At 64.0% G+C, this 18,498-nt stretch carries 18 protein-coding genes; 5 read left to right on the top strand and 13 right to left on the bottom strand.

The window, feature by feature from the left end; genetic code table 11:
- Positions 1-3,048, top strand: a complete 3,048-nt coding sequence (locus KH389_RS21850; protein WP_043862097.1) for a multidrug efflux RND transporter permease subunit — start codon at positions 1-3, stop codon at positions 3,046-3,048.
- An 86-nt stretch (positions 3,049-3,134) separates the two neighbouring features.
- Here the strand turns inward: KH389_RS21850 and KH389_RS21855 are convergent, their stop codons facing one another.
- From KH389_RS21855 to colR, 5 genes are all read right to left on the bottom strand, one after another.
- Complete coding sequence (locus tag KH389_RS21855) at positions 3,135-3,362, bottom strand: hypothetical protein (RefSeq protein WP_043862096.1); 228 nt, start codon at positions 3,360-3,362, stop codon at positions 3,135-3,137.
- Positions 3,359-4,072 (bottom strand): lipopolysaccharide kinase InaA family protein, encoded by a 714-nt coding sequence (locus tag KH389_RS21860; protein ID WP_043862095.1) that lies wholly within the window; start codon positions 4,070-4,072, stop codon positions 3,359-3,361. The genes KH389_RS21855 and KH389_RS21860 overlap by 4 nt, the downstream gene beginning before the upstream one ends.
- A gap of 4 nt (positions 4,073-4,076) precedes the next feature.
- Positions 4,077-4,757, bottom strand: coding sequence for a class I SAM-dependent methyltransferase (locus KH389_RS21865; protein ID WP_043862094.1), 681 nt, complete (start codon positions 4,755-4,757; stop codon positions 4,077-4,079).
- Positions 4,758-4,854: 97 nt separating this feature from the next.
- On the bottom strand, positions 4,855-6,156 hold the full coding sequence (locus KH389_RS21870) for a sensor histidine kinase (RefSeq protein WP_213606240.1): 1,302 nt from the start codon (positions 6,154-6,156) through the stop codon (positions 4,855-4,857).
- A complete protein-coding gene (colR, locus tag KH389_RS21875; protein ID WP_043862092.1) occupies positions 6,146-6,829 on the bottom strand; it encodes a two-component system response regulator ColR in 684 nt (227 codons plus the stop codon). The genes KH389_RS21870 and colR overlap by 11 nt, the downstream gene beginning before the upstream one ends.
- Before the next feature lie 181 nt (positions 6,830-7,010).
- Here colR and KH389_RS21880 point away from each other — a divergent pair, with 181 nt between their 5' ends.
- Complete coding sequence (locus tag KH389_RS21880; protein ID WP_043862091.1) at positions 7,011-7,766, top strand: phosphatase PAP2 family protein; 756 nt, start codon at positions 7,011-7,013, stop codon at positions 7,764-7,766.
- An 87-nt stretch (positions 7,767-7,853) separates the two neighbouring features.
- Here the strand turns inward: KH389_RS21880 and groL are convergent, their stop codons facing one another.
- The 5 genes from groL to KH389_RS21905 all read right to left on the bottom strand — a co-directional run bounded on the left by groL (position 7,854) and on the right by KH389_RS21905 (position 12,469).
- Positions 7,854-9,503: a chaperonin GroEL gene (groL, locus tag KH389_RS21885; RefSeq protein WP_043862090.1), complete on the bottom strand. Its 1,650-nt coding sequence runs from the start codon at positions 9,501-9,503 to the stop codon at positions 7,854-7,856.
- Positions 9,504-9,549: 46 nt separating this feature from the next.
- Complete coding sequence (locus KH389_RS21890; protein ID WP_009050540.1) at positions 9,550-9,843, bottom strand: co-chaperone GroES; 294 nt, start codon at positions 9,841-9,843, stop codon at positions 9,550-9,552.
- A gap of 261 nt (positions 9,844-10,104) precedes the next feature.
- Positions 10,105-10,563 carry an FxsA family protein gene (locus tag KH389_RS21895; RefSeq protein WP_054914827.1) on the bottom strand — a complete coding sequence of 153 codons (459 nt, stop codon included), beginning with the start codon at positions 10,561-10,563 and terminating at the stop codon, positions 10,105-10,107.
- A gap of 66 nt (positions 10,564-10,629) precedes the next feature.
- Positions 10,630-11,361 (bottom strand): HugZ family pyridoxamine 5'-phosphate oxidase, encoded by a 732-nt coding sequence (locus KH389_RS21900; RefSeq protein WP_088515535.1) that lies wholly within the window; start codon positions 11,359-11,361, stop codon positions 10,630-10,632.
- A gap of 100 nt (positions 11,362-11,461) precedes the next feature.
- A complete protein-coding gene (locus KH389_RS21905; RefSeq protein ID WP_043862087.1) occupies positions 11,462-12,469 on the bottom strand; it encodes a DUF481 domain-containing protein in 1,008 nt (335 codons plus the stop codon).
- Positions 12,470-12,612: 143 nt separating this feature from the next.
- On the opposite strand from KH389_RS21905, the gene KH389_RS21910 reads away from it, so the two are divergent.
- Together KH389_RS21910 and KH389_RS21915 are read left to right on the top strand one after the other, a co-directional pair.
- A complete protein-coding gene (locus tag KH389_RS21910; protein ID WP_043862086.1) occupies positions 12,613-12,966 on the top strand; it encodes an MGMT family protein in 354 nt (117 codons plus the stop codon).
- Positions 12,967-13,009: 43 nt separating this feature from the next.
- Positions 13,010-14,563 carry an AmpG family muropeptide MFS transporter gene (locus tag KH389_RS21915; protein ID WP_043862085.1) on the top strand — a complete coding sequence of 518 codons (1,554 nt, stop codon included), beginning with the start codon at positions 13,010-13,012 and terminating at the stop codon, positions 14,561-14,563.
- Here KH389_RS21915 and KH389_RS21920 read toward each other — a convergent pair.
- From KH389_RS21920 to KH389_RS21930, 3 genes are all read right to left on the bottom strand, one after another.
- Complete coding sequence (locus KH389_RS21920) at positions 14,560-15,804, bottom strand: MFS transporter (protein ID WP_043862084.1); 1,245 nt, start codon at positions 15,802-15,804, stop codon at positions 14,560-14,562. The two genes, KH389_RS21915 and KH389_RS21920, sit on opposite strands and share 4 nt — an antisense overlap.
- Positions 15,805-16,000: 196 nt before the next feature.
- Positions 16,001-16,846: a mechanosensitive ion channel family protein gene (locus KH389_RS21925; RefSeq protein ID WP_043862083.1), complete on the bottom strand. Its 846-nt coding sequence runs from the start codon at positions 16,844-16,846 to the stop codon at positions 16,001-16,003.
- A 117-nt stretch (positions 16,847-16,963) separates the two neighbouring features.
- Positions 16,964-17,449 (bottom strand): YajQ family cyclic di-GMP-binding protein, encoded by a 486-nt coding sequence (locus tag KH389_RS21930; RefSeq protein ID WP_043862082.1) that lies wholly within the window; start codon positions 17,447-17,449, stop codon positions 16,964-16,966.
- Between the two features lie 116 nt (positions 17,450-17,565).
- Between KH389_RS21930 and KH389_RS21935 the strand changes: the two genes are divergently transcribed.
- Positions 17,566-18,483, top strand: coding sequence for a putative 2-dehydropantoate 2-reductase (locus KH389_RS21935; protein WP_043862081.1), 918 nt, complete (start codon positions 17,566-17,568; stop codon positions 18,481-18,483).
- Positions 18,484-18,498: the final 15 nt, after the last annotated feature.

Raw genomic sequence — 18,498 nt, forward strand, 5'->3', positions numbered from 1 at the left:
ATGGCCTTTACCGACCCGTTCATCCGTCGCCCGGTGCTGGCCAGCGTGGTCAGCCTGCTGATCGTGCTGCTGGGGTTCCAGGCCTGGAGCAAACTGCCGATCCGCCAGTACCCGCAGATGGAAAACGCCCTGATCACGGTGACCACCGCTTACCCAGGGGCCAACGCCGAAACCATCCAGGGCTACATCACCCAGCCCCTGCAGCAGAGCCTGGCCAGTGCCGAAGGCATTGACTACATGACCTCGGTGAGCCGGCAGAATTTTTCGGTGATCTCGATCTACGCGCGCATCGGCTCCGACAGCGACCGGCTGTTCACCGAGCTGCTGGCCAAGGCCAACGAGGTCAAGAACAAGCTGCCCCAGGACGCCGAGGACCCGGTGCTGAGCAAGGAGGCCGCCGATGCCTCGGCGCTGATGTACATCAGCTTCTACAGCAAGGAGCTGAGCAACCCGCAGATCACCGACTACCTGTCGCGGGTGATCCAGCCCAAGCTCGCCACCCTGCCCGGCATGGCCGAAGCCGAGATTCTCGGCAACCAGGTGTTCGCCATGCGCCTGTGGATCGACCCGGTGAAGCTGGCCGGCTACGGCCTGAGCGCCGGCGATGTGACTGCCGCGGTGCGCCGCTACAACTTCCTGTCCGCCGCCGGCGAGGTCAAGGGCCAGTACGTGGTCACCAGCATCAACGCCACCACCGAACTCAAGTCGGCCGAAGCCTTCGCCGCCATCCCGCTCAAGACCAAGGGCGACAGCCGCGTGCTGCTGGGCGATGTGGCACGGGTGGAGATGGGCGCGGAGAACTACGACACGGTCAGCTCGTTCGACGGCACGCCGTCGGTGTACATCGGCATCAAGGCCACCCCGGCCGCCAACCCGCTGGACGTGATCAAGGAGGTGCGCAAGCTGATGCCGGAGCTGGAAGCGCAGTTGCCGCCCAACCTCAAGGCCTCCATCGCCTATGACGCCACGCTGTTCATCCAGGCCTCCATCGACGAGGTGGTCAAGACCCTGGTCGAGGCGGTGCTGATCGTGATCGTGGTGGTGTTCCTGTTTCTCGGCGCGCTGCGCTCGGTGCTGATCCCGGTGATCACCATCCCGCTGTCGATGATCGGCGTGCTGTTCTTCATGCAATTGATGGGCTACTCGCTGAACCTGTTGACGCTGCTGGCGATGGTGTTGGCCATCGGCCTGGTGGTGGACGATGCGATCGTGGTGGTGGAGAACATCCACCGCCATATCGAGGAGGGCAAGACGCCGTTCGACGCCGCGCTGGAAGGCGCCCGGGAGATCGCCATGCCGGTGGTCTCGATGACCATCACCCTGGCGGCGGTGTACGCCCCCATCGGTTTCCTGGAGGGCCTCACCGGGGCCCTGTTCAAGGAGTTCGCCCTGACCCTGGCCGGGGCCGTGGTGATTTCCGGCATCGTCGCGCTGACCCTGTCGCCGATGATGTGTGCCCTGCTGCTGCGCCCGGAGCAGAACCCCAGCGGCCTGGCCCATCGTCTCGACCAACTGTTCGAGCGGCTCAAGCGCCGCTACCAGACGCTTTTGCACGGCACCCTCGAGACCCGGCCGGTGGTGATTGTGTTCGCCCTGATCGTGCTGTGCCTGATCCCGGTGTTTCTGATGTTCAGCAAGAACGAGCTGGCCCCGGACGAAGACCAGGGCATCATCTTCATGATGGCCACCGCCCCGCAACCGGCCAACCTCGATTACCTGAACGCCTACACCGACGAGTTCATCACGATCTTCAAGTCATTCCCCGAGTACTACTCCTCGTTCCAGATCAACGGCTTCAACGGCGTGCAATCGGGCATCGGCGGCTTTCTGCTCAAGCCGTGGAACCAGCGCAGCCGCACCCAGATGGAGTTGCTGCCCGAGGTGCAGGCCAAGCTGGCGACCATCAGCGGCCTGCAGATCTTCGGCTTCAACCTGCCCTCCCTGCCGGGCACCGGCGAAGGCCTGCCATTCGCCTTCGTGATCAACACGCCGAATGACTACGTGTCGTTGCTGGAAGTGGCGCAGCGGGTCAAGGACCGCGCCCAGGCCTCGGGCAAGTTCGCCTTCCTGGACATCGACCTGGCATTCGACAAGCCGGAGGTGGTGGTGGATATCGACCGGGCCAAGGCGGCGCAGATGGGGGTGTCGATGGATGCCCTGGGCGGCACCCTGGCCACGCTGCTGGGCGAGGCCGAGATCAACCGCTTCACCATCGAGGGGCGCAGCTACAAGGTGATCGCCCAGGTCGAGCAGGCCTACCGCGACAACCCCGGCTGGCTGAACAACTACTACGTGAAGAACGAGCAGGGCCGGATGCTGCCCCTGTCGACCCTGATCAGCGTCAGCGACCGCGCGCGGCCGCGCCAGCTCAACCAGTTCCAGCAGCTGAACTCGGCGATCATCCAGGGCTTCCCGCTGGTGAGCATGGGCGAGGCCCTGGAGACGGTGCGCAGCATCGCCCAACAGGAGGCACCGGCAGGCTTCGCCTTCGACTACAGCGGGCAGGCACGTCAGTTCGTGCAGGAAGGCAGTGCGCTGTGGGTGACCTTCGGCCTGGCGCTGGCGATCATCTTTTTGGTGCTGGCGGCGCAGTTCGAGAGTTTCCGCGACCCGCTGGTGATCCTGGTGACGGTGCCCCTGTCGATCTGTGGAGCATTGATCCCGCTGTTTCTGGGGTGGTCGAGCATGAACATCTACACCCAGGTGGGGCTGGTGACACTGATCGGGCTGATCAGCAAGCACGGCATCCTGATCGTCGAGTTCGCCAACCAGTTGCGCCTGCACAAGGGGCTGAGTGCGCGGGATGCCGTAGAGGAAGCGGCAGCGATACGCCTGCGGCCGGTGCTGATGACCACGGCGGCGATGGTATTCGGCATGGTGCCGCTGATACTGGCGACGGGCGCCGGGGCGGTGAGTCGGTTCGACATCGGCATGGTGATCGCCACCGGGATGTCGGTGGGCACGCTGTTCACGTTGTTCGTGTTGCCGTGCGTGTATACGTTGCTGGCCAGGAAGGAAATGCCAAGTACGGCGCTGGAATCGAGTTGAACGCATCGCGGGTCAAGCCCGCCCACGCAAGGATCACTGCAACCCTGTGGGAGCGGGCTTGACCCGCGATGGGTCGATACACTTCATCACCCGTTGGAGCGCAGCCCCCGGCTCATGCCGAACAGGAACAACAGCAGGTCATGGTCCGGTTGCGCCGTGACGACCGGCTTGGCCGTCCGTGGCAGCGGACACTGCGCGCCCAGGTCGATGGAACTGAGCACCTGCGGCCGCGGCTCCTCCCACGCGGCGAAAGCCACCGAAGCCACCGCCAACGCCACAAGCAGAAACAAACCTCGTGCTATTTCTAGTTTCATTGCTCTAAACCTTTGACAGCGCTGCCAAACGCCACTTCGTAAAAGTAGAGCAACTTCTTCCAGTCCGCATCGTTCCACGACGAATGGCGGCGCAGTTGCTTCAGGTCATTGGCGGCCGCACGCTGGCAGCTGATGCGCCGACGGCACTTCTCCAGGTCCAGCAAGGCGACCTCGGCACGCGCATCCGCGCCCTCGCCGGTCACCTTCACGAAAATATGCTTGCTGTACAGGCAGCCATGCTGCCAGTGCCCGCGGTGCATGCGCGCCAGGTTGCCGGCCAGGTCCTCGAGCACCCGGTCGTGCAGCGCCTCGCCGTGCTGCTCGCGCCCGCCGCCGGCGTACCACAGGTCGATCTCCTCGAAACCGTCCAGCGCCTCGCTGACCAGCAGCGCCCGCCACTGGTGCTGGGCATCGCGCTCCACGCCGCAATAGACGATATGCGGCACCCGCACGCCCAACTGCTCGAAACTGCTCAGGGCAGCGAACTCACGCAATACCGTGGGGCGACCGAAGGGGTGCAGCAGGCTGCGGTAGATATGCCCGACCTGGCGCTTGGCATACAGCAGATGGCCCGTCTCATCGCTCAGGCGCTGCACGCCGCTTTCGCCGCCACGCCGCTGGTTGGGTGCCTCCACCCATTCGCCCTGGCGCTGCCAGAAGTAATCGAATTGATCCGAGACCGCCGTACCGCCCGTTCCTTCCACAGCCATTCCTTCACCCCTTGCGCAATACGTAAACTCGCCACATCGCATAGAACGGCAAAAAGTCCATTCGTTCCTGAATACGGAAACCTGCGGCCTCGAACTCCTGTTCAACCGTAGCAGCTGGTAACACAAAACGGTTCTGGTAACTGCCATCGGCCTGCCCGTTGTTACGGCGTGCTTCCAGGCGTTTACGCCGCCAGGCCTTGATGTTGCCGTCCACCCACAACGAGATGATCACGCTGTCGCGGCTAACCCGTTGAAACTCCGAAAGAATCGCCTTGCGATGGGCCGCTTCGCCAATGTGGTGGAACAGCCGCATGCAGAAAATGCTGTCTACCGCGTTGTCTGGCAGATCGATGGCGAAGGCTGATGTCTGCAAGGGCCGTACCCGTTTGACCACTTCTGCCGGTTGCGACCCGCAGGCGATCTGCAGCATGGCGGCGGAATTGTCGGCGCCGATGATCACGCGGTTGGCCTTTTCGGCCAGCAGCGGCCAGAAACGGCCGGCACCGCTGGGCAGGTCCAGCACCAGGCCAGGCTCGCCGGCCAGCGCCAGGGCACGCCGGGCCAATTGCTCGTCACGCTGGTGGGACAAGCGGCGGGCAATGCCGTCCTGGTGCTTGTGCAGGTACTGTTGAGCGTGCTGCTCGTCGTACTTTTCGGAAAACTTGAGCTTGATGGGACTGCGCATGGTGCATCTCCTGACTCCAATGCCGCCTACCTTAAGCAGGGCGACGTTGGCGTCAGGTCATGCGAACGTGAAAAAAATGTCAGGTTGCGTCGGTAAGTTACAAGGTGTTTCCGGAGGCCTGCGACCCGGCCGTGCCCAATTTCACATTGAACCGGCAACCATGGGGCTCGGCGGCGCTCAGGCTGACGCTCCAGCCCTGGTCCTCGCAGATCCGCTGCACCAGCGACAGGCCCAGCCCGAGCCCTTCCCCGCGTTTTTCGCCGCCGCGCACGAACGGCTGGAACATGGCCTCGCGATGCTCCTCGGGAATTCCCACGCCGCTGTCCTCGACGGTGAAGCCATCGGGCTCCAGGGTGAGGCGGATGTACCCCTGGTCGGTGTAGTGCGCCGCATTGCGCAGCAGGTTGCCCATCACCGATTGCAGGAACGTGGCGTTGTACAGGGTGGGCAGCGCGCCGGTGTCGTGGTAGGTGAGGGTCAGCCCCTTCTGCTCGATGGTGTCGCGCCAGACGCCGATCAGTTCGTTGCCCACCTCGCGCAGGCTTGCCCGCGAAGCGACGGCACCCTCGTCGCGCTGGGCGCGGGCGAGCATGAGGAAGGTCTGCACCAGCTCGCGCATTTCTTCGGTGGCCCGCGAAATGCGTTCGACCTGGGCGCGGGCGCGATTGTCGATGGCCGGGTTCTCCAGCAGCAGCTCGCACGAGCTGGCCAGCACCATCAGGGGCGTGCGCAGTTCATGGCTGACATCGCTGGTGAACAGCCGCTCGCGGGTCAGTGCATCACGCAGGCGCCCCAGGGTGGCGTCGAAGGCCACCGCCAGTTGCCCCACTTCGTCGGCCGCGTAGTCCGGCGCCAGGGGCGGCGCCAGGCCCAGCAACTGGTCGCGGTGGCGCACCTGGCGCGCCAGCCGGATCACCGGGGCCATCACCCGCCGTGCCAGCACCCAGCCGAGGAACACCGCCAGTGCCAGGCTGAGCACGAAGCCCACCACCACCACGGCGAACAGCACGCGCTCGCGTTCTTCGAAATCGCTCTGGTCCTGCAGCAGCACGTAGTGCCGCCCGTCCACCACCTCGACCATGGCGTGGTACGACAAGTGCTCGCGAAACACTTCGTGAAACCCCGGGGTGAGGTGACGCAGGTCCTTGGGCAGGTCGAAGTCGTCGCGCCCGCCACTGTAGTAGAACAACTGGTCGGGCCGCGGGCGGTGGCTCCACTCCGATACGCTGTCCATCAGCAGCATGCGCTTGAGGTCGCCCCCCAGTACCGAGGAGATCAGGCGCTCTTCCACCAGGTGCACGGTGGCCACGATGCCGAAGGCGAAGGCCCCGGCCACCAGCGCGCTCATCAGCGCGAAGGCGATGATGATGCGCTGGGCAAGGCTTTGCTTAAACTCCATCACGACCCTCGGCCAGTCGATAGCCAACACCGTGCACGGTATGCAGCAGGGGCTTGTCGAATGGCTTGTCGATCACCTGGCGCAACTGGTGGACGTGGCTGCGCAGGCTGTCGCTGTCGGGGCAGTCGTCGCCCCACAGGGCTTCTTCCAGTACCTCGCGGCGCAGCACGTGGGGGCTCTTCTGCATCAGCACTGCAAGCAGCTTGAGGCCGACCGGGTTGAGCTTGAGGAACTTGCCCTGGCGGGTGACCTCCAGGGTGTCGAGGTCGTAGCTGAGGTCGCCGACGTTCAGGCTGCGCCGGCCACCGCCCTGGGCCCGGCGCAGCACCGCTTCGATGCGCGCGGCCAGCTCCGACAGGGCGAACGGCTTGAGCAGGTAGTCGTCGGCGCCGGAGCGAAAGCCCTGCAGGCGGTCGTCGAGCTGGTCGCGGGCGGTCAGCATGATCACCGGGGTATCGCGCCGGGCATCCTCGCGCAGGCGCTTGCACAAGGTGTAGCCGTCGATGCCGGGCAGCATGATGTCGAGTACGATCAGGTCGTAGTGCTCGGTGGCAGCCAGGTGCAGGCCCGACAGGCCGTCCTGGGCGCAGTCGACGGTGTAGCCCTTGAGGCCCAGGTAATCGGCCAGGTTGGCCAGGATATCGCGGTTGTCTTCAACCAGTAGAATTCGCATCGGTACCTCTCCCCCGTCCTCGTTTGCCTGCTTGGCAGGCGCAGCTTAAGGCCATCGTCCAGGCCCCGCCAGCGCCGCATGGATTTAATCGCAACTGACATTTTTTTCACCCCAGCTTCACACATAGCGTAGGCGCGCCGGCACACAATCGGCAGTTTCCATTGCCTGCCTGGACCCTGCCATGCCTGCCATTCCCCCTTTGCCCGCGTCCCGCCCGCTGAACCTGTGGATTGCCCTGGGCATTCCGCTGCTGACCGCCGTGTGCCTGATCCTGCTGGAGCTGACCGACCTGGACATGGCCCTGGCCAACCTCGCGTTCGACCCGCAGGCGGGCCAGTTCATCGGTCGTCACAGCTATTTTCTCGAAGACATCCTGCATGACCGCGCCAAGGAGCTGGTCATCCTGTTCGCGGTGCTGGCCATCGTCGGCTTTGCCGCCAGCTTTGTGCTGCAGCGCCTCAAGAGCTGGCGCCGGGAACTGGGTTGCCTGGTGCTGGCGATGGGCCTGTCGACCGGCTTCGTGACGCCGCTCAAGGCCGCGACGGCGGTGCAGTGCCCCTGGAGCCTGAGCGAATTCGGCGGCCAGGAAACCTACAGCAAGCTGTTAGAGGCCCGCCCCGCCACCGACAAGCCAGGGCGCTGCTGGCCGGGCGGGCATGCGGCCACGGGGTTTACCCTGTTTGCGCTGTTTTTTGTCCTGCGTGATCGCAAGCCACGCCTGGCCAAGGCCGCGCTGGTGTTCGCCTTTGGCCTGGGGGTGGTGTTTTCGGTGGGCAGGATGCTGCAGGGCGCCCACTTCTTTTCGCACAATGTGTGGACCGCAGTGTTCTGCTGGCTGATCGGGTTGGGGTGCTACTGGCTGGTGTTGTATCGCAAGCCGTCACTGGCCGCTTCGCCAGCCAGGCTGGCACCTACAGGATTCGCTGAACGTCTGTAGGAGCCAGCCTGGCTGGCGAAGGGTTTCTGCCAGACATAAAAAAGCCCCGCACAAGGCGGGGCTCTTCTTCAAGCGGGTGAGGCTGGCTTACATCATGCCGCCCATGCCGCCCATGCCACCCATGCCGCCCATGTCAGGCATGCCACCGGCAGCCTTGTCTTCAGGCGCATCGGCAACCATGGCTTCGGTAGTGATCATCAGACCACCGATCGAGGCCGCGGCCTGCAGAGCCGAACGGGTCACCTTGGCAGGGTCCAGGATGCCCATTTCGATCATGTCGCCGTACTCGCCGGTAGCAGCGTTGTAACCGAAGTTGCCCGAACCTTGCTTGACCTTGTCGACTACCACGCTTGGCTCGTCGCCGGCGTTGGCAACGATCTGGCGCAGTGGGGACTCGACGGCGCGACGCAGCAACTGGATACCCACGTTCTGGTCTTCGTTGTCGCCCTTGAGCTCGGCAATGGCCTGCAGCGAGCGAACCAGCGCCACGCCACCGCCAGGTACCACGCCTTCTTCGACGGCTGCGCGGGTAGCGTGCAGGGCGTCTTCAACGCGGGCTTTCTTCTCTTTCATTTCAACTTCGGTGCCGGCACCGACCTTGATCACGGCAACACCGCCAGCCAGCTTGGCCAGACGCTCTTGCAGTTTTTCACGGTCGTAGTCCGAGGAAGTCTCTTCGATCTGGGCACGGATCTGCTTGACGCGTGCTTCGATGTCGGCTTCAACGCCAGCACCGTCGATGATGGTGGTGTTTTCCTTGGACAGGGTCACGCGCTTGGCGTTGCCCAGGTGCTCCAGGGTGGTCGACTCCAGGCTCAGGCCGATTTCTTCGGAGATCACGGTACCGCCGGTCAGAACGGCGATGTCCTGCAGCATGGCCTTGCGGCGGTCGCCGAAGCCAGGTGCCTTGACCGCAGCCACTTTCACGATACCGCGCATGTTGTTGACCACCAGGGTAGCCAGCGCTTCGCCTTCGACGTCTTCAGCCACGATCAGCAGCGGACGACCGGCCTTGGCAACGGCTTCCAGTACTGGCAGCAGTTCGCGGATGTTGGAGATCTTCTTGTCGACCAGCAGCAGCAGCGGGCCGTCGAGCTCGGCAACCATGGTGTCCGGCTTGTTGACGAAGTAAGGGGACAGGTAGCCACGGTCGAACTGCATGCCTTCTACAACCGACAGTTCGTTTTCCAGGCCCGAGCCTTCTTCGACGGTGATCACGCCTTCTTTACCGACTTTTTCCATGGCTTCGGCAATGATTTCACCGATGGAGGTGTCGGAGTTGGCCGAGATGGTACCGACCTGAGCGATGGCCTTGGAATCGGCGCATGGCTTGGACAGGTTCTTCAGCTCTTTGACGATGGCGATGGTGGCCTTGTCGATACCGCGCTTGAGGTCCATCGGGTTCATGCCGGCAGCAACGGCCTTGAGGCCTTCGCTGACGATGGCCTGAGCCAGAACGGTAGCGGTGGTGGTGCCGTCGCCCGCTTCGTCGTTAGCCTTGGAGGCCACGTCTTTCAGCAGTTGGGCGCCCATGTTCTCGAAGGCGTCCTTGAGTTCGATTTCCTTGGCAACCGAAACACCGTCTTTGGTGATGGTTGGCGCGCCGAAGCTCTTGGCCAGAACCACGTTGCGGCCTTTCGGGCCCAGGGTCGCTTTTACCGCGTCAGCCAGAACGTTGACGCCAACCAGCATTTTCTTACGGGCGGAATCGCCGAATTTTACGTCTTTAGCAGCCATGATCGTTTAATCCTTGAATACTTTGGAGTAACGGGAAACCAGCGGATCAGCCTTCGATAACGGCGAGAATCTCGTTCTCAGCCATTACCAGCAGGTCTTCGCCGTCAACTTTCACAGTGTTGCTGCCCGAGTACGGGCCGAAAACCACCTTGTCACCCACTTTCACGGCCAGCGCGCGCACTTCGCCGTTGTCCAGGATGCGGCCGGTACCCACGGCGACGATTTCGCCACGGTTGGGTTTTTCAGCGGCCGAGCCTGGCAGAACGATACCGCCAGCGGTTTTCGATTCTTCTTCGCTGCGACGGATGACGACGCGGTCATGCAGAGGACGAAGCTTCATTGTCGATCTCTCCTGATAGTGGTTTTCATCGGCCGGTATCGTTACCGGCGTGTTGATGCTTTCGGCGTAGCCGATCGTGGACCGCGGGGCGGGCCACGCATGTATTGTCTGGGGCAAATGCCCAGAAACCTTGCGGTGACCCATACATGAGGTCGGCCAAGGCGATTACAAGGCTTGCCGATGAAAATTTTTGCAGGCCGGCGCGCCAAATGAAAAACGGCCCCGAAGGGCCGTTTCATGCTACGCGGGCGAGCGCTCGCGTCACGGGTCACGCTTTTCGTATTCGCCTTCGATCACATTGGGCTGACGCGGTGCGCCGGGCGGCGCATTGAACGGGTCGTCGCCGAAGGCGCGCTGACGCATGGCCTGGGCTTCGGCGCGCTGGCGCAGCTTGTTGGCCAGCAACCGGCGGCTGAACGGCAACAGCACGATCAGGCCGATCACGTCGCTGATGAAGCCGGGGAGCAACAGCAGACCGCCACCCAGGGCCAGCATCAGGCCGTGGAACATGTCTTCGGCCGGCAATTCGCCGCGCTGCAGGCTCGCCCGCGCACGCAGCGCGGTGGCAAGGCCCGCGACCCGCACCACCAGCACACCGAGGGCCGAGCCCGCGATGATCAGCAGCAGCGCCGGGAAAAATCCGATCGCGGTGCTGACCTTGAAAAACACATACAGCTCGAGCACCGGGAAAAGCAGAAACAGCAGTAGAAAAGCACGCATCAAGGGTTCCTCTACGCAAGATGTCCTTGCAGGTACGACCTTAAATGGTTGCTGGCCGTTGCAATTTCAACCCTCGACCGCCTCGCGATCAGGCCACTGTTCGGCGCGGGCCAGCAAAACCAGGGCTTCGCGTACTTGTATCGGTGTATTGCAAGACCTTGGAAACGCCAGCCAGTGCAGCCCCTGGCCGATGCGCAGGTGCATGCCCTCGGTATCGATCCCTACCAGCGAGGCCGGTGCGCTGGCAGGCAGGCCGCTGAGCTCGACGTAGTGCGCGATGGCGTTGGCATGGTCGTCGTTCATGTGCTCGACCATGCTCACCTCGGCCTTGCCGGCGAACGGGTTGGCCAGGGTCACGTCGTCCAGCCAGTGAATCGCGCCGAAGCCGCCGATATAGCGATGGCGCACCGGCCTGAGCACCCAGAAGTCGAAGTCGTGGGCGCTGTGGTACTGGCTCGATTCGGGGAAGTAGCGGTAATAGCGCCCGGCGGCGGCCTCGATGGCCTCGGGGTCGGCCAGCTTGTGGGCCTCGGCCATCACGGTAAGACGACCCACCGCCTGCACGTCCTCGGCATCGCGCTCGCCTACCAGCAGCGAACACTTGGGGTCTTTTTGCAGGTTGTGGGTGTGCTGGGCAATGCGACTGATCAGGATCAGCGGGTTACCGTCGGCGTCCAGGCAGTACGGCACCACGGAACCGAAGGGGAAGCCGGGCATCGATTTGGAATGGGTCGAGAGTACGCCACGGTACTCCTTGAGCAGCAGCTCTCTTGCCTGCCTTGCAGCCTTCGCGCTCACGGGGGTGCTCCTGGGAAAGGTGTGATCGCGACAAGCTAATCATTATCAGTGGCGATTGCCAAGGGGCCTGCAGGCGCCGGCCCCTGAATGCGAAAGCGGTTTACCAGGCAACGCCGAAGCCGACGGTGTAGCGCGTCTTGTCCAGGTCGCTGTCGCTGGTGCCGCTGATGATGTCCTTCTCGGCCTTCAGGTTCAGCGATGCCCATTCGGTGACCTTGTAGCGCAGGCCCACCTCGGCATCCAGGCTGTAGTCCGCCACGCCGCCCAGCGGCTTGCCAACCTCGCCGTTGGTGAACAGCTCGACCGACTTGCCGATCAGGTAGCGGTTGTAGTCCCACTTCACGCCCAGCGAATAGAAGTTGTCCTTGCCGCCGTCGCTGTACTCGTAGTCGGTGCGGTTGAGCAGCGAACCCAGCGAGAACGCACCCAGCTCGTCGTCCCAGAACTGGTAGCCCGGGCCCGTACCGACCGTGCGCTGGCGGGTCAGGTCTTCGATGTGGTCACGCTTGTAGTTCAGACGCCCCTGCCAGAACCACTGCTCGGTAATGAAGCGGTCCAGCGCGTATTCGGCGCTCCAGTTGTTGGTGGTGGTCGTGTCGTTCTTGGTCTCGCGGTTGTACTCGCCCTCGGCGTTATGCCGCCAGCGACCGTGACGGGCGGTGGTCTTGAAGTCGACGTCGTAGTCGTCACTGTCGGTTTCGGCGCGCTTGTAGTCCAGTGCCAGGTCGATGTTGCCCTTCCACAGCATGTCTTCGACCAGCGGCTTGGGCTTCATGATCTGCTGGATGCTGGCCAGTTCAACCGCCTTGGGCGCCTCGCCATTGGCCAGGATCACCTGGCCGTCTTCACCGGCCTGCAGCGACTTGGCCTTCTCGCCGGTGTAGGCGTCCTGCTTGACCAGCAGTTCCTGGTCGCTCTCCAGGGTCTTGACCTTCTTCCAGTCCAGCGCGATGGAGCCACCGTACTCGGTCTGCAGCACCAGCTTGCCACCGTCGAAGACCTTGATCTTGCCGCTGAGCCGGTCGCCGTTCTTCATCCATACGGTATCGGCCACCGCAGGGGCGCAGACACCGGTCATCACAAGGCACAACAAGGCTCTAGAATACATAGGCAGTACAGAAACTCGGGTTCGCAGAAAAATCGGGCATTATCCAGATACCCGCCAGCAGAACAAGGACTGACCCAGCCAATGCCGATGAGTTCAATTCGTATTTGTGCGCCCTACCCCCTTCACTGCCCCGCAACGCCCCGATGAGCGCGGCCTTGACCGACGCGCAGCAGCGCGCAGAAGACCGACGGACGGCGCTCTACCTGGTGCTGGGCCAACTGCCGCCAGGCAAGGTGGTCAGCTATGGTGAACTGGCGGCCATCGCCGGCCTGGGCCGCGCGGCGCGCTGGGTGGGCCGCACCCTCAGCCAGTTGCCGAGCGACACTCGCCTGCCCTGGCACCGCGTGCTGGGCGCCGGCGGACGCCTGAGCCTGGCCCTTGGCACGCCCTCCGGGGATGAGCAGCGGGCCCGCCTGCGAGCCGAAGGGGTGACCGTCCGGAACAATCGTGTGGATATGTTGCGCCATGGCTGGCGCCCGATGGAGCACAGCGGTTAGAGTGCGCGCTTTGTTTTCGCAAACTTGAGGCAGATGTTGGCCCATGCCCCGTAAAACCTGGCGCGCTGCGCTCGCTGCCTATGCCAGCCCGTCGACCCTGGTGCTGTTGCTGCTCGGCTTTGCCGCCGGCCTGCCCTATATGTTGGTGTTCTCGACCCTGTCGGTATGGCTGCGCGAAGCCGGGGTTGCCCGTGAAACCATCGGTTATGCCAGCCTGATCGGCCTGGCCTACGCCTTCAAGTGGGTATGGTCGCCACTGCTGGACCAATGGCGCCTGCCATTGCTGGGCAAGCTTGGCCGACGCCGTTCCTGGCTGGTGCTGTCACAGATCCTGGTGGTCATCGGCCTGGTCGGCATGGGCTTTTGCGACCCGCAGAAGCACCTGTCGTGGCTGATCGCGCTGGCGGTGCTGGTGGCCTTTGCCTCGGCCACCCAGGACATCGCCGTGGATGCCTACCGCCTCGAGATCGCCGGCGACCAGCGCCAGGCCGCCCTGGCCGCCAGCTACATGGCCGGCTACCGGGTCGCCGCCCTGCTGGCCACCGCGGGCGCGCTGTTCTTTGCCGAAGGGTTCGGCTCCACCGGCTTCAGCTACAAGCACAGCGCCTGGACCGGCACCTATGTGCTGTTCGGCGTGCTGATGGTGCCCGCCCTGATCACCAGCCTGCTGATGCGCGAGCCGCCCGTACCCCTGCGTACCCAGCTGTCGGCGGCGCGCTACGGCTTCGGCCACCAGCTGGCCTCGGTCTTCGTGCTGATCATTCTGCTGGTGTCGGTACCGGCGATGTTCACCCAGCTGTACAACACCGATTTCGCCAGCGTGCTGTTCGAAGGCGCCAGCCTGCTCGACCTGCTGCTTGAAGACCGCGCCTTCCTGCGCGCGATCCTCTACATCACCCTCACCACGCTGTGCCTGTCGTCCATGGGACGACGCGGGCTGGCCCCGGTGCTGACTCCGGTCAACGACTTCATCGTGCGCTACCGCTGGCAGGCGCTGCTGCTGCTGGGGCTGATCGCCACCTACCGCATGTCGGACACGGTGATGGGCGTGATGGCCAACGTGTTCTACATCGACCAGGGCTTCACCAAGGACCAGATCGCCAGCGTCAGCAAGATCTTCGGCCTGTTCATGACCCTGTTCGGGGCCGGCATGGGCGGCCTGCTGATCGTGCGCTTCGGCATCCTGCCGATCCTGTTCATCGGCGGTGTGACCTCGGCGGCGACCAACCTGCTGTTCCTGATGCTCGCCGACATGGGGCCGAACCTGCAGATGCTGGTGGTGACCATCTCGCTCGACAACTTCAGCTCGGGTCTGGCGACCTCGGCCTTCGTGGCCTACCTGTCGAGCCTGACCAACCTGAAGTTCTCGGCCACCCAGTACGCCCTGCTCAGCTCGATCATGCTGCTGTTGCCGCGCCTGATCGGTGGCTACTCAGGCGTGATGGTCGAGAAGTACGGCTATCACGACTTCTTCCTGATCACCGCGATGCTCGGGGTGCCAACGCTGATCCTGATCGCCTTGCACTGGCACCAGGAACTGCGGCGCGGCAAGCTGGCCCCCGTGGAGCCCGAGACCACCGAGCGCCCCGGAGCCTAGGCCAGCGAAGCCAGTTCGGCGTCGTCCTGCAGCACCGTGCGCAACGGCCACAGCGCCAGCAACCCGGCGCAACCTGCCGCCAGGGCGAAGCTCAACAGGCTCGCCCCTGCCCCCAGCATCGCCAGCAAGGCGCCGCCCAGGCCCAGCAAGGCGATGGTGATCATGCCCAGCATCGCCGACACCAGGCCCTTGCTCTGCTCGCTGGAGAACAGCGTCATGCGGTACAGCACCGCGTTGGCGATGCCCAGGCCCAGTGCGTACAGCGACATGCCCGCCACCAGGCTGAACACCGAGGGGTACAGCCAGGTGCCCAGCATGGCCGCGCCCAGGCCGATCAGATACGGCCACAGGGCCTTGCGGATCAGCGCGCGCAGGCTGTAGCGCTCGGCAATGCGGTTGATGATCAGGTTGCCCGCAATCAGGCCGCCGAACACCGGCAATTGCCACAGTGCATAGTCCAGGGTGCTCAAGCCCTCGTCATGAATCAGCAGCACCGGCGACAGACCGATCCAGCCGATCAGCGGCAGGCCCACCAGGCCCAGGGCAGCGCTGCCGGCAACGAAGCGGCGGTTGCCCAGCAGTTGCCCGTAACCGGCCAGCAAGGGCAGCAGGTGGATGGGCTGGAAGGCCAGGCGCGTACCGTCGCGCCGCTCCACCCCCAGGGTTTCAGGCATGAAGCGGTACAGCGCGCACCAGGTCAGCACGGCGAACCCTGCGAACAGTACGAACAGCCAGCGCCACGAGACCCATTCCAGCAGCACGGTGCCTACCAGTGGGCCGAGCAGCGGCGAAAGCAGCGCGATGTTGGCCAGCAGGGCCATCATGCGCACCGCATCCGCCTCGCTGAAGGCTTCGTTCAGGGCCGGGTAGCTGACCGTGACCACAAAGCCCAGGCCGATACCCTGCAACAGGCGCAGCAGGTTGAACAGCTCGATGCCCTCGACCCAGTAGGTGGCAAGGCAGGCCAGGCAGAAGATGGCGCACCCCCACAGCAGCAGCGGACGCCGCCCGTAGCGGTCGGCCAGCGGGCCGATCAGCCACTGCAGCAGCACACCGCCAAGCAGGTAGAGGTTCAGCGCATGGGGGATGAATTCGGGGCTGGCATTCAGGTCGCCCACCACCGTGGGCATGGCAGGCATCACCACGTCGCTGGCCAGGTAGGTCAGCAATTCGAACAACGCCAGGGTCATGGCGAAACAGAATGCCCGGAACGGGGTGATGTTTATCAGCGGGGTAAGCATGGCAAGGCCTGGCAGGGAAAATCAGCCAGCCTGTATGCCAGAAAAGGCAAAGGTCGGACAGTAACAAGAAGTGAACAAGTGTAATCGGTGCACCCGAATCGCGGGGCAAGCCGCGCTCCCACGCAGTAATCACTGTCTCCAGACACATGATGTACCTGTGGGAGCGGGCTTGACCCGCGATGAGCTCGAGGCGTTATTACTGCACGGCCGCTTCCTGCACCACACGGATTACCCGCTGCGGAAACGGGATGTCGATGCCCTCGGCCTTCAACCGGTCGCGCGCATGCTCGTTGAGCATGAACATTACGTCCCAGTAGTCAGCCGTCTTCACCCAGGCTCGCAGCGACACGGTGATCGAGCTGTCGCCCAGTGCCGAAATCACCGCCTGGGGCGCGCCCGGTTCCTGCAGCACCCGCGGGTCATTGGCCAGGTCCAGCAGCACCTTGCGCGCTACCTGCAGGTCGGCCTCGTAGTCCACGCCCACATCGAACACCACCTTGCGGGTCGGCTGGCGGTTGGTGTTGGTGATGATGCCGTTGGACAGGCTGCCGTTGGGCAGGATCACCGTCTTGTTGTCACCGGTACGCAGCACCGTGTGGAAGATCTGGATGCTGTCCACGGTACCGCTGACCCCCTGGGCCTCGATCCAGTCGCCCAGGCGGAACGGACGGAACAGCAGGATCAGCACCCCACCGGCGAAGTTCGCCAGGCTGCCCTGCAAGGCCAGGCCGATGGCCAGGCCGGCGGCACCGATAGCGGCCACGAACGAGGTGGTCTCGATGCCGATCATCGAGGCCACGCTGACCACCAGCAGGATCTTCAGAATGATGTTCGCCAGGCTGCTGATGAAGCCTTGCAGCGCCAGGTCGGCGTTGCGCAGGGCCAGCAGCTTGCCCAGGCGGTAGGTGACCTTGTTGATCACCCACCAGCCGATGGCCAGGGTCAGCAGCGCCAGCAACAGGCGACTGCCATATTCCATGATCATCGGGATCCAGGTCTGCGAAGTCCTGACCAGCTGATCCACTTCAGCGTTCAAATCCATAGGTTGTCTCCTGATGCCGGGCGGCAAAAAACGGGGAAAGCGTGGCGCCGCAATCGTTTCAGCGGCCGCAGAAACCTCGGACGCCGAAACGGCGCCAAGGTTCCGGGTACACGGGGATCAGTCGCGGAAGTTGTTGAACTGCAGCGGCATGCCGAACTCCTTGGCACGCAGGGCCGCGATGGCCTCCTGCAGGTCGTCGCGTTTCTTGCCGGTGACACGTACCTGCTCGCCCTGGATGGCGGCCTGGACCTTGAGCTTGGCGTCCTTGATGTGGGCGACGATCTTCTTGGCCAGTTCCTTGTCGATGCCTTCCTTCAGCGTCGCTTCCTGCTTCATCACCTTGCCCGATGCGAAGGCATCCTTGACCTCCAGGCACTGCACGTCGATCTTGCGCTTGACCAGCGCCAGCTTGAGGATGTCGATCATCGCCTCGAGCTGGAACTCTGCCTCGGCGGTGAGGTTGACGGTCAGTTCCTTTTCCTTGAACTCGAAGCTGCCCTTGCCCTTGAGGTCGTAGCGGCGGTCGAGCTCCTTGACCGCGTTTTCCACGGCGTTGGTGACTTCGTGCTTGTCCAGTTCCGATACCACGTCGAACGACGGCATATCCATTCTCCAAAAAAATAAACGCACGCTCATGGGCCCCTGGTCGCAGAGCATGATGGAGCGTGCCGGGTTTGACGGTTAAAATGCGGGTTCATTATAACGGTTGCGAAACGCAGATGAGCAGCACCTGGCATATTCTCGGCGCCGGCAGCCTGGGCAGCCTCTGGGCCTGCCGCCTGGCACAGGCCGGCAAGGCGGTCCGCCTGATCCTGCGAGACCCTGCGCGCCTGCACGCCTACGAGGCGGCGGGCGGTCTGAGCCTGGTACACAACGGCCAGGCGCAGCGCCACGCGATCCCCGCCGAAACCGCCGATGCAGGCACGCCTATCCACCGGCTGCTGGTGGCCTGCAAGGCCTACGACGCGCCCGCGGCAGTGGCGCAGCTGGCGCCGCGACTGGCGCGCAATGCCGAGCTGGTGCTGCTGCAGAACGGCCTGGGCAGCCAGGACGAAGTCGCCAGCCAGGTCCCCCACGCACGCTGCATCTTCGCCTCCAGCACCGAGGGCGCGTTTCGCGAAGCCGACTGGCAGGTGAACTTTGCCGGGCATGGCTTCAACTGGCTGGGCGACCCGGCCAACCCGCTGCCGCCCGATTGGCTCGACGACCTGACCGACGCCGGCATCCCGCACCAGTGGACCCCGGACATCCTCACCCGGCTATGGCGCAAGCTGGCGCTCAACTGCGCCATCAACCCACTGACCGTGCTGCATGCGTGCCGCAACGGCGGCCTGGCCGAGCATCACTGCGAGGTGGCCACGCTGTGCGCGGAGCTGGCCGAGCTGCTGCAGCACTGCGGCCAGCCCGAAGCCGCCACCGATCTGCAGGTCGAGGTCGAACGGGTCATCCAGGCCACGGCGGCGAACTACTCTTCCATGTACCAGGACGTGCGCCAGGGCCGACGCACCGAGATCCACTACCTGCTCGGCCACGCCTGCCGCGTTGCCGCCCGCCACGGCCGCCATCTGGCGCACCTTGAACGGCTGCACCGGCGCCTGGTCGAACACCTGAACGCACGCGGGTTGCCCAGCGACTGAGGGCAACGCTACCCT

The sequence above is a fragment of the Pseudomonas qingdaonensis genome (assembly GCF_018398475.1).
GTDB lineage: Bacteria > Pseudomonadota > Gammaproteobacteria > Pseudomonadales > Pseudomonadaceae > Aquipseudomonas > Aquipseudomonas palmensis.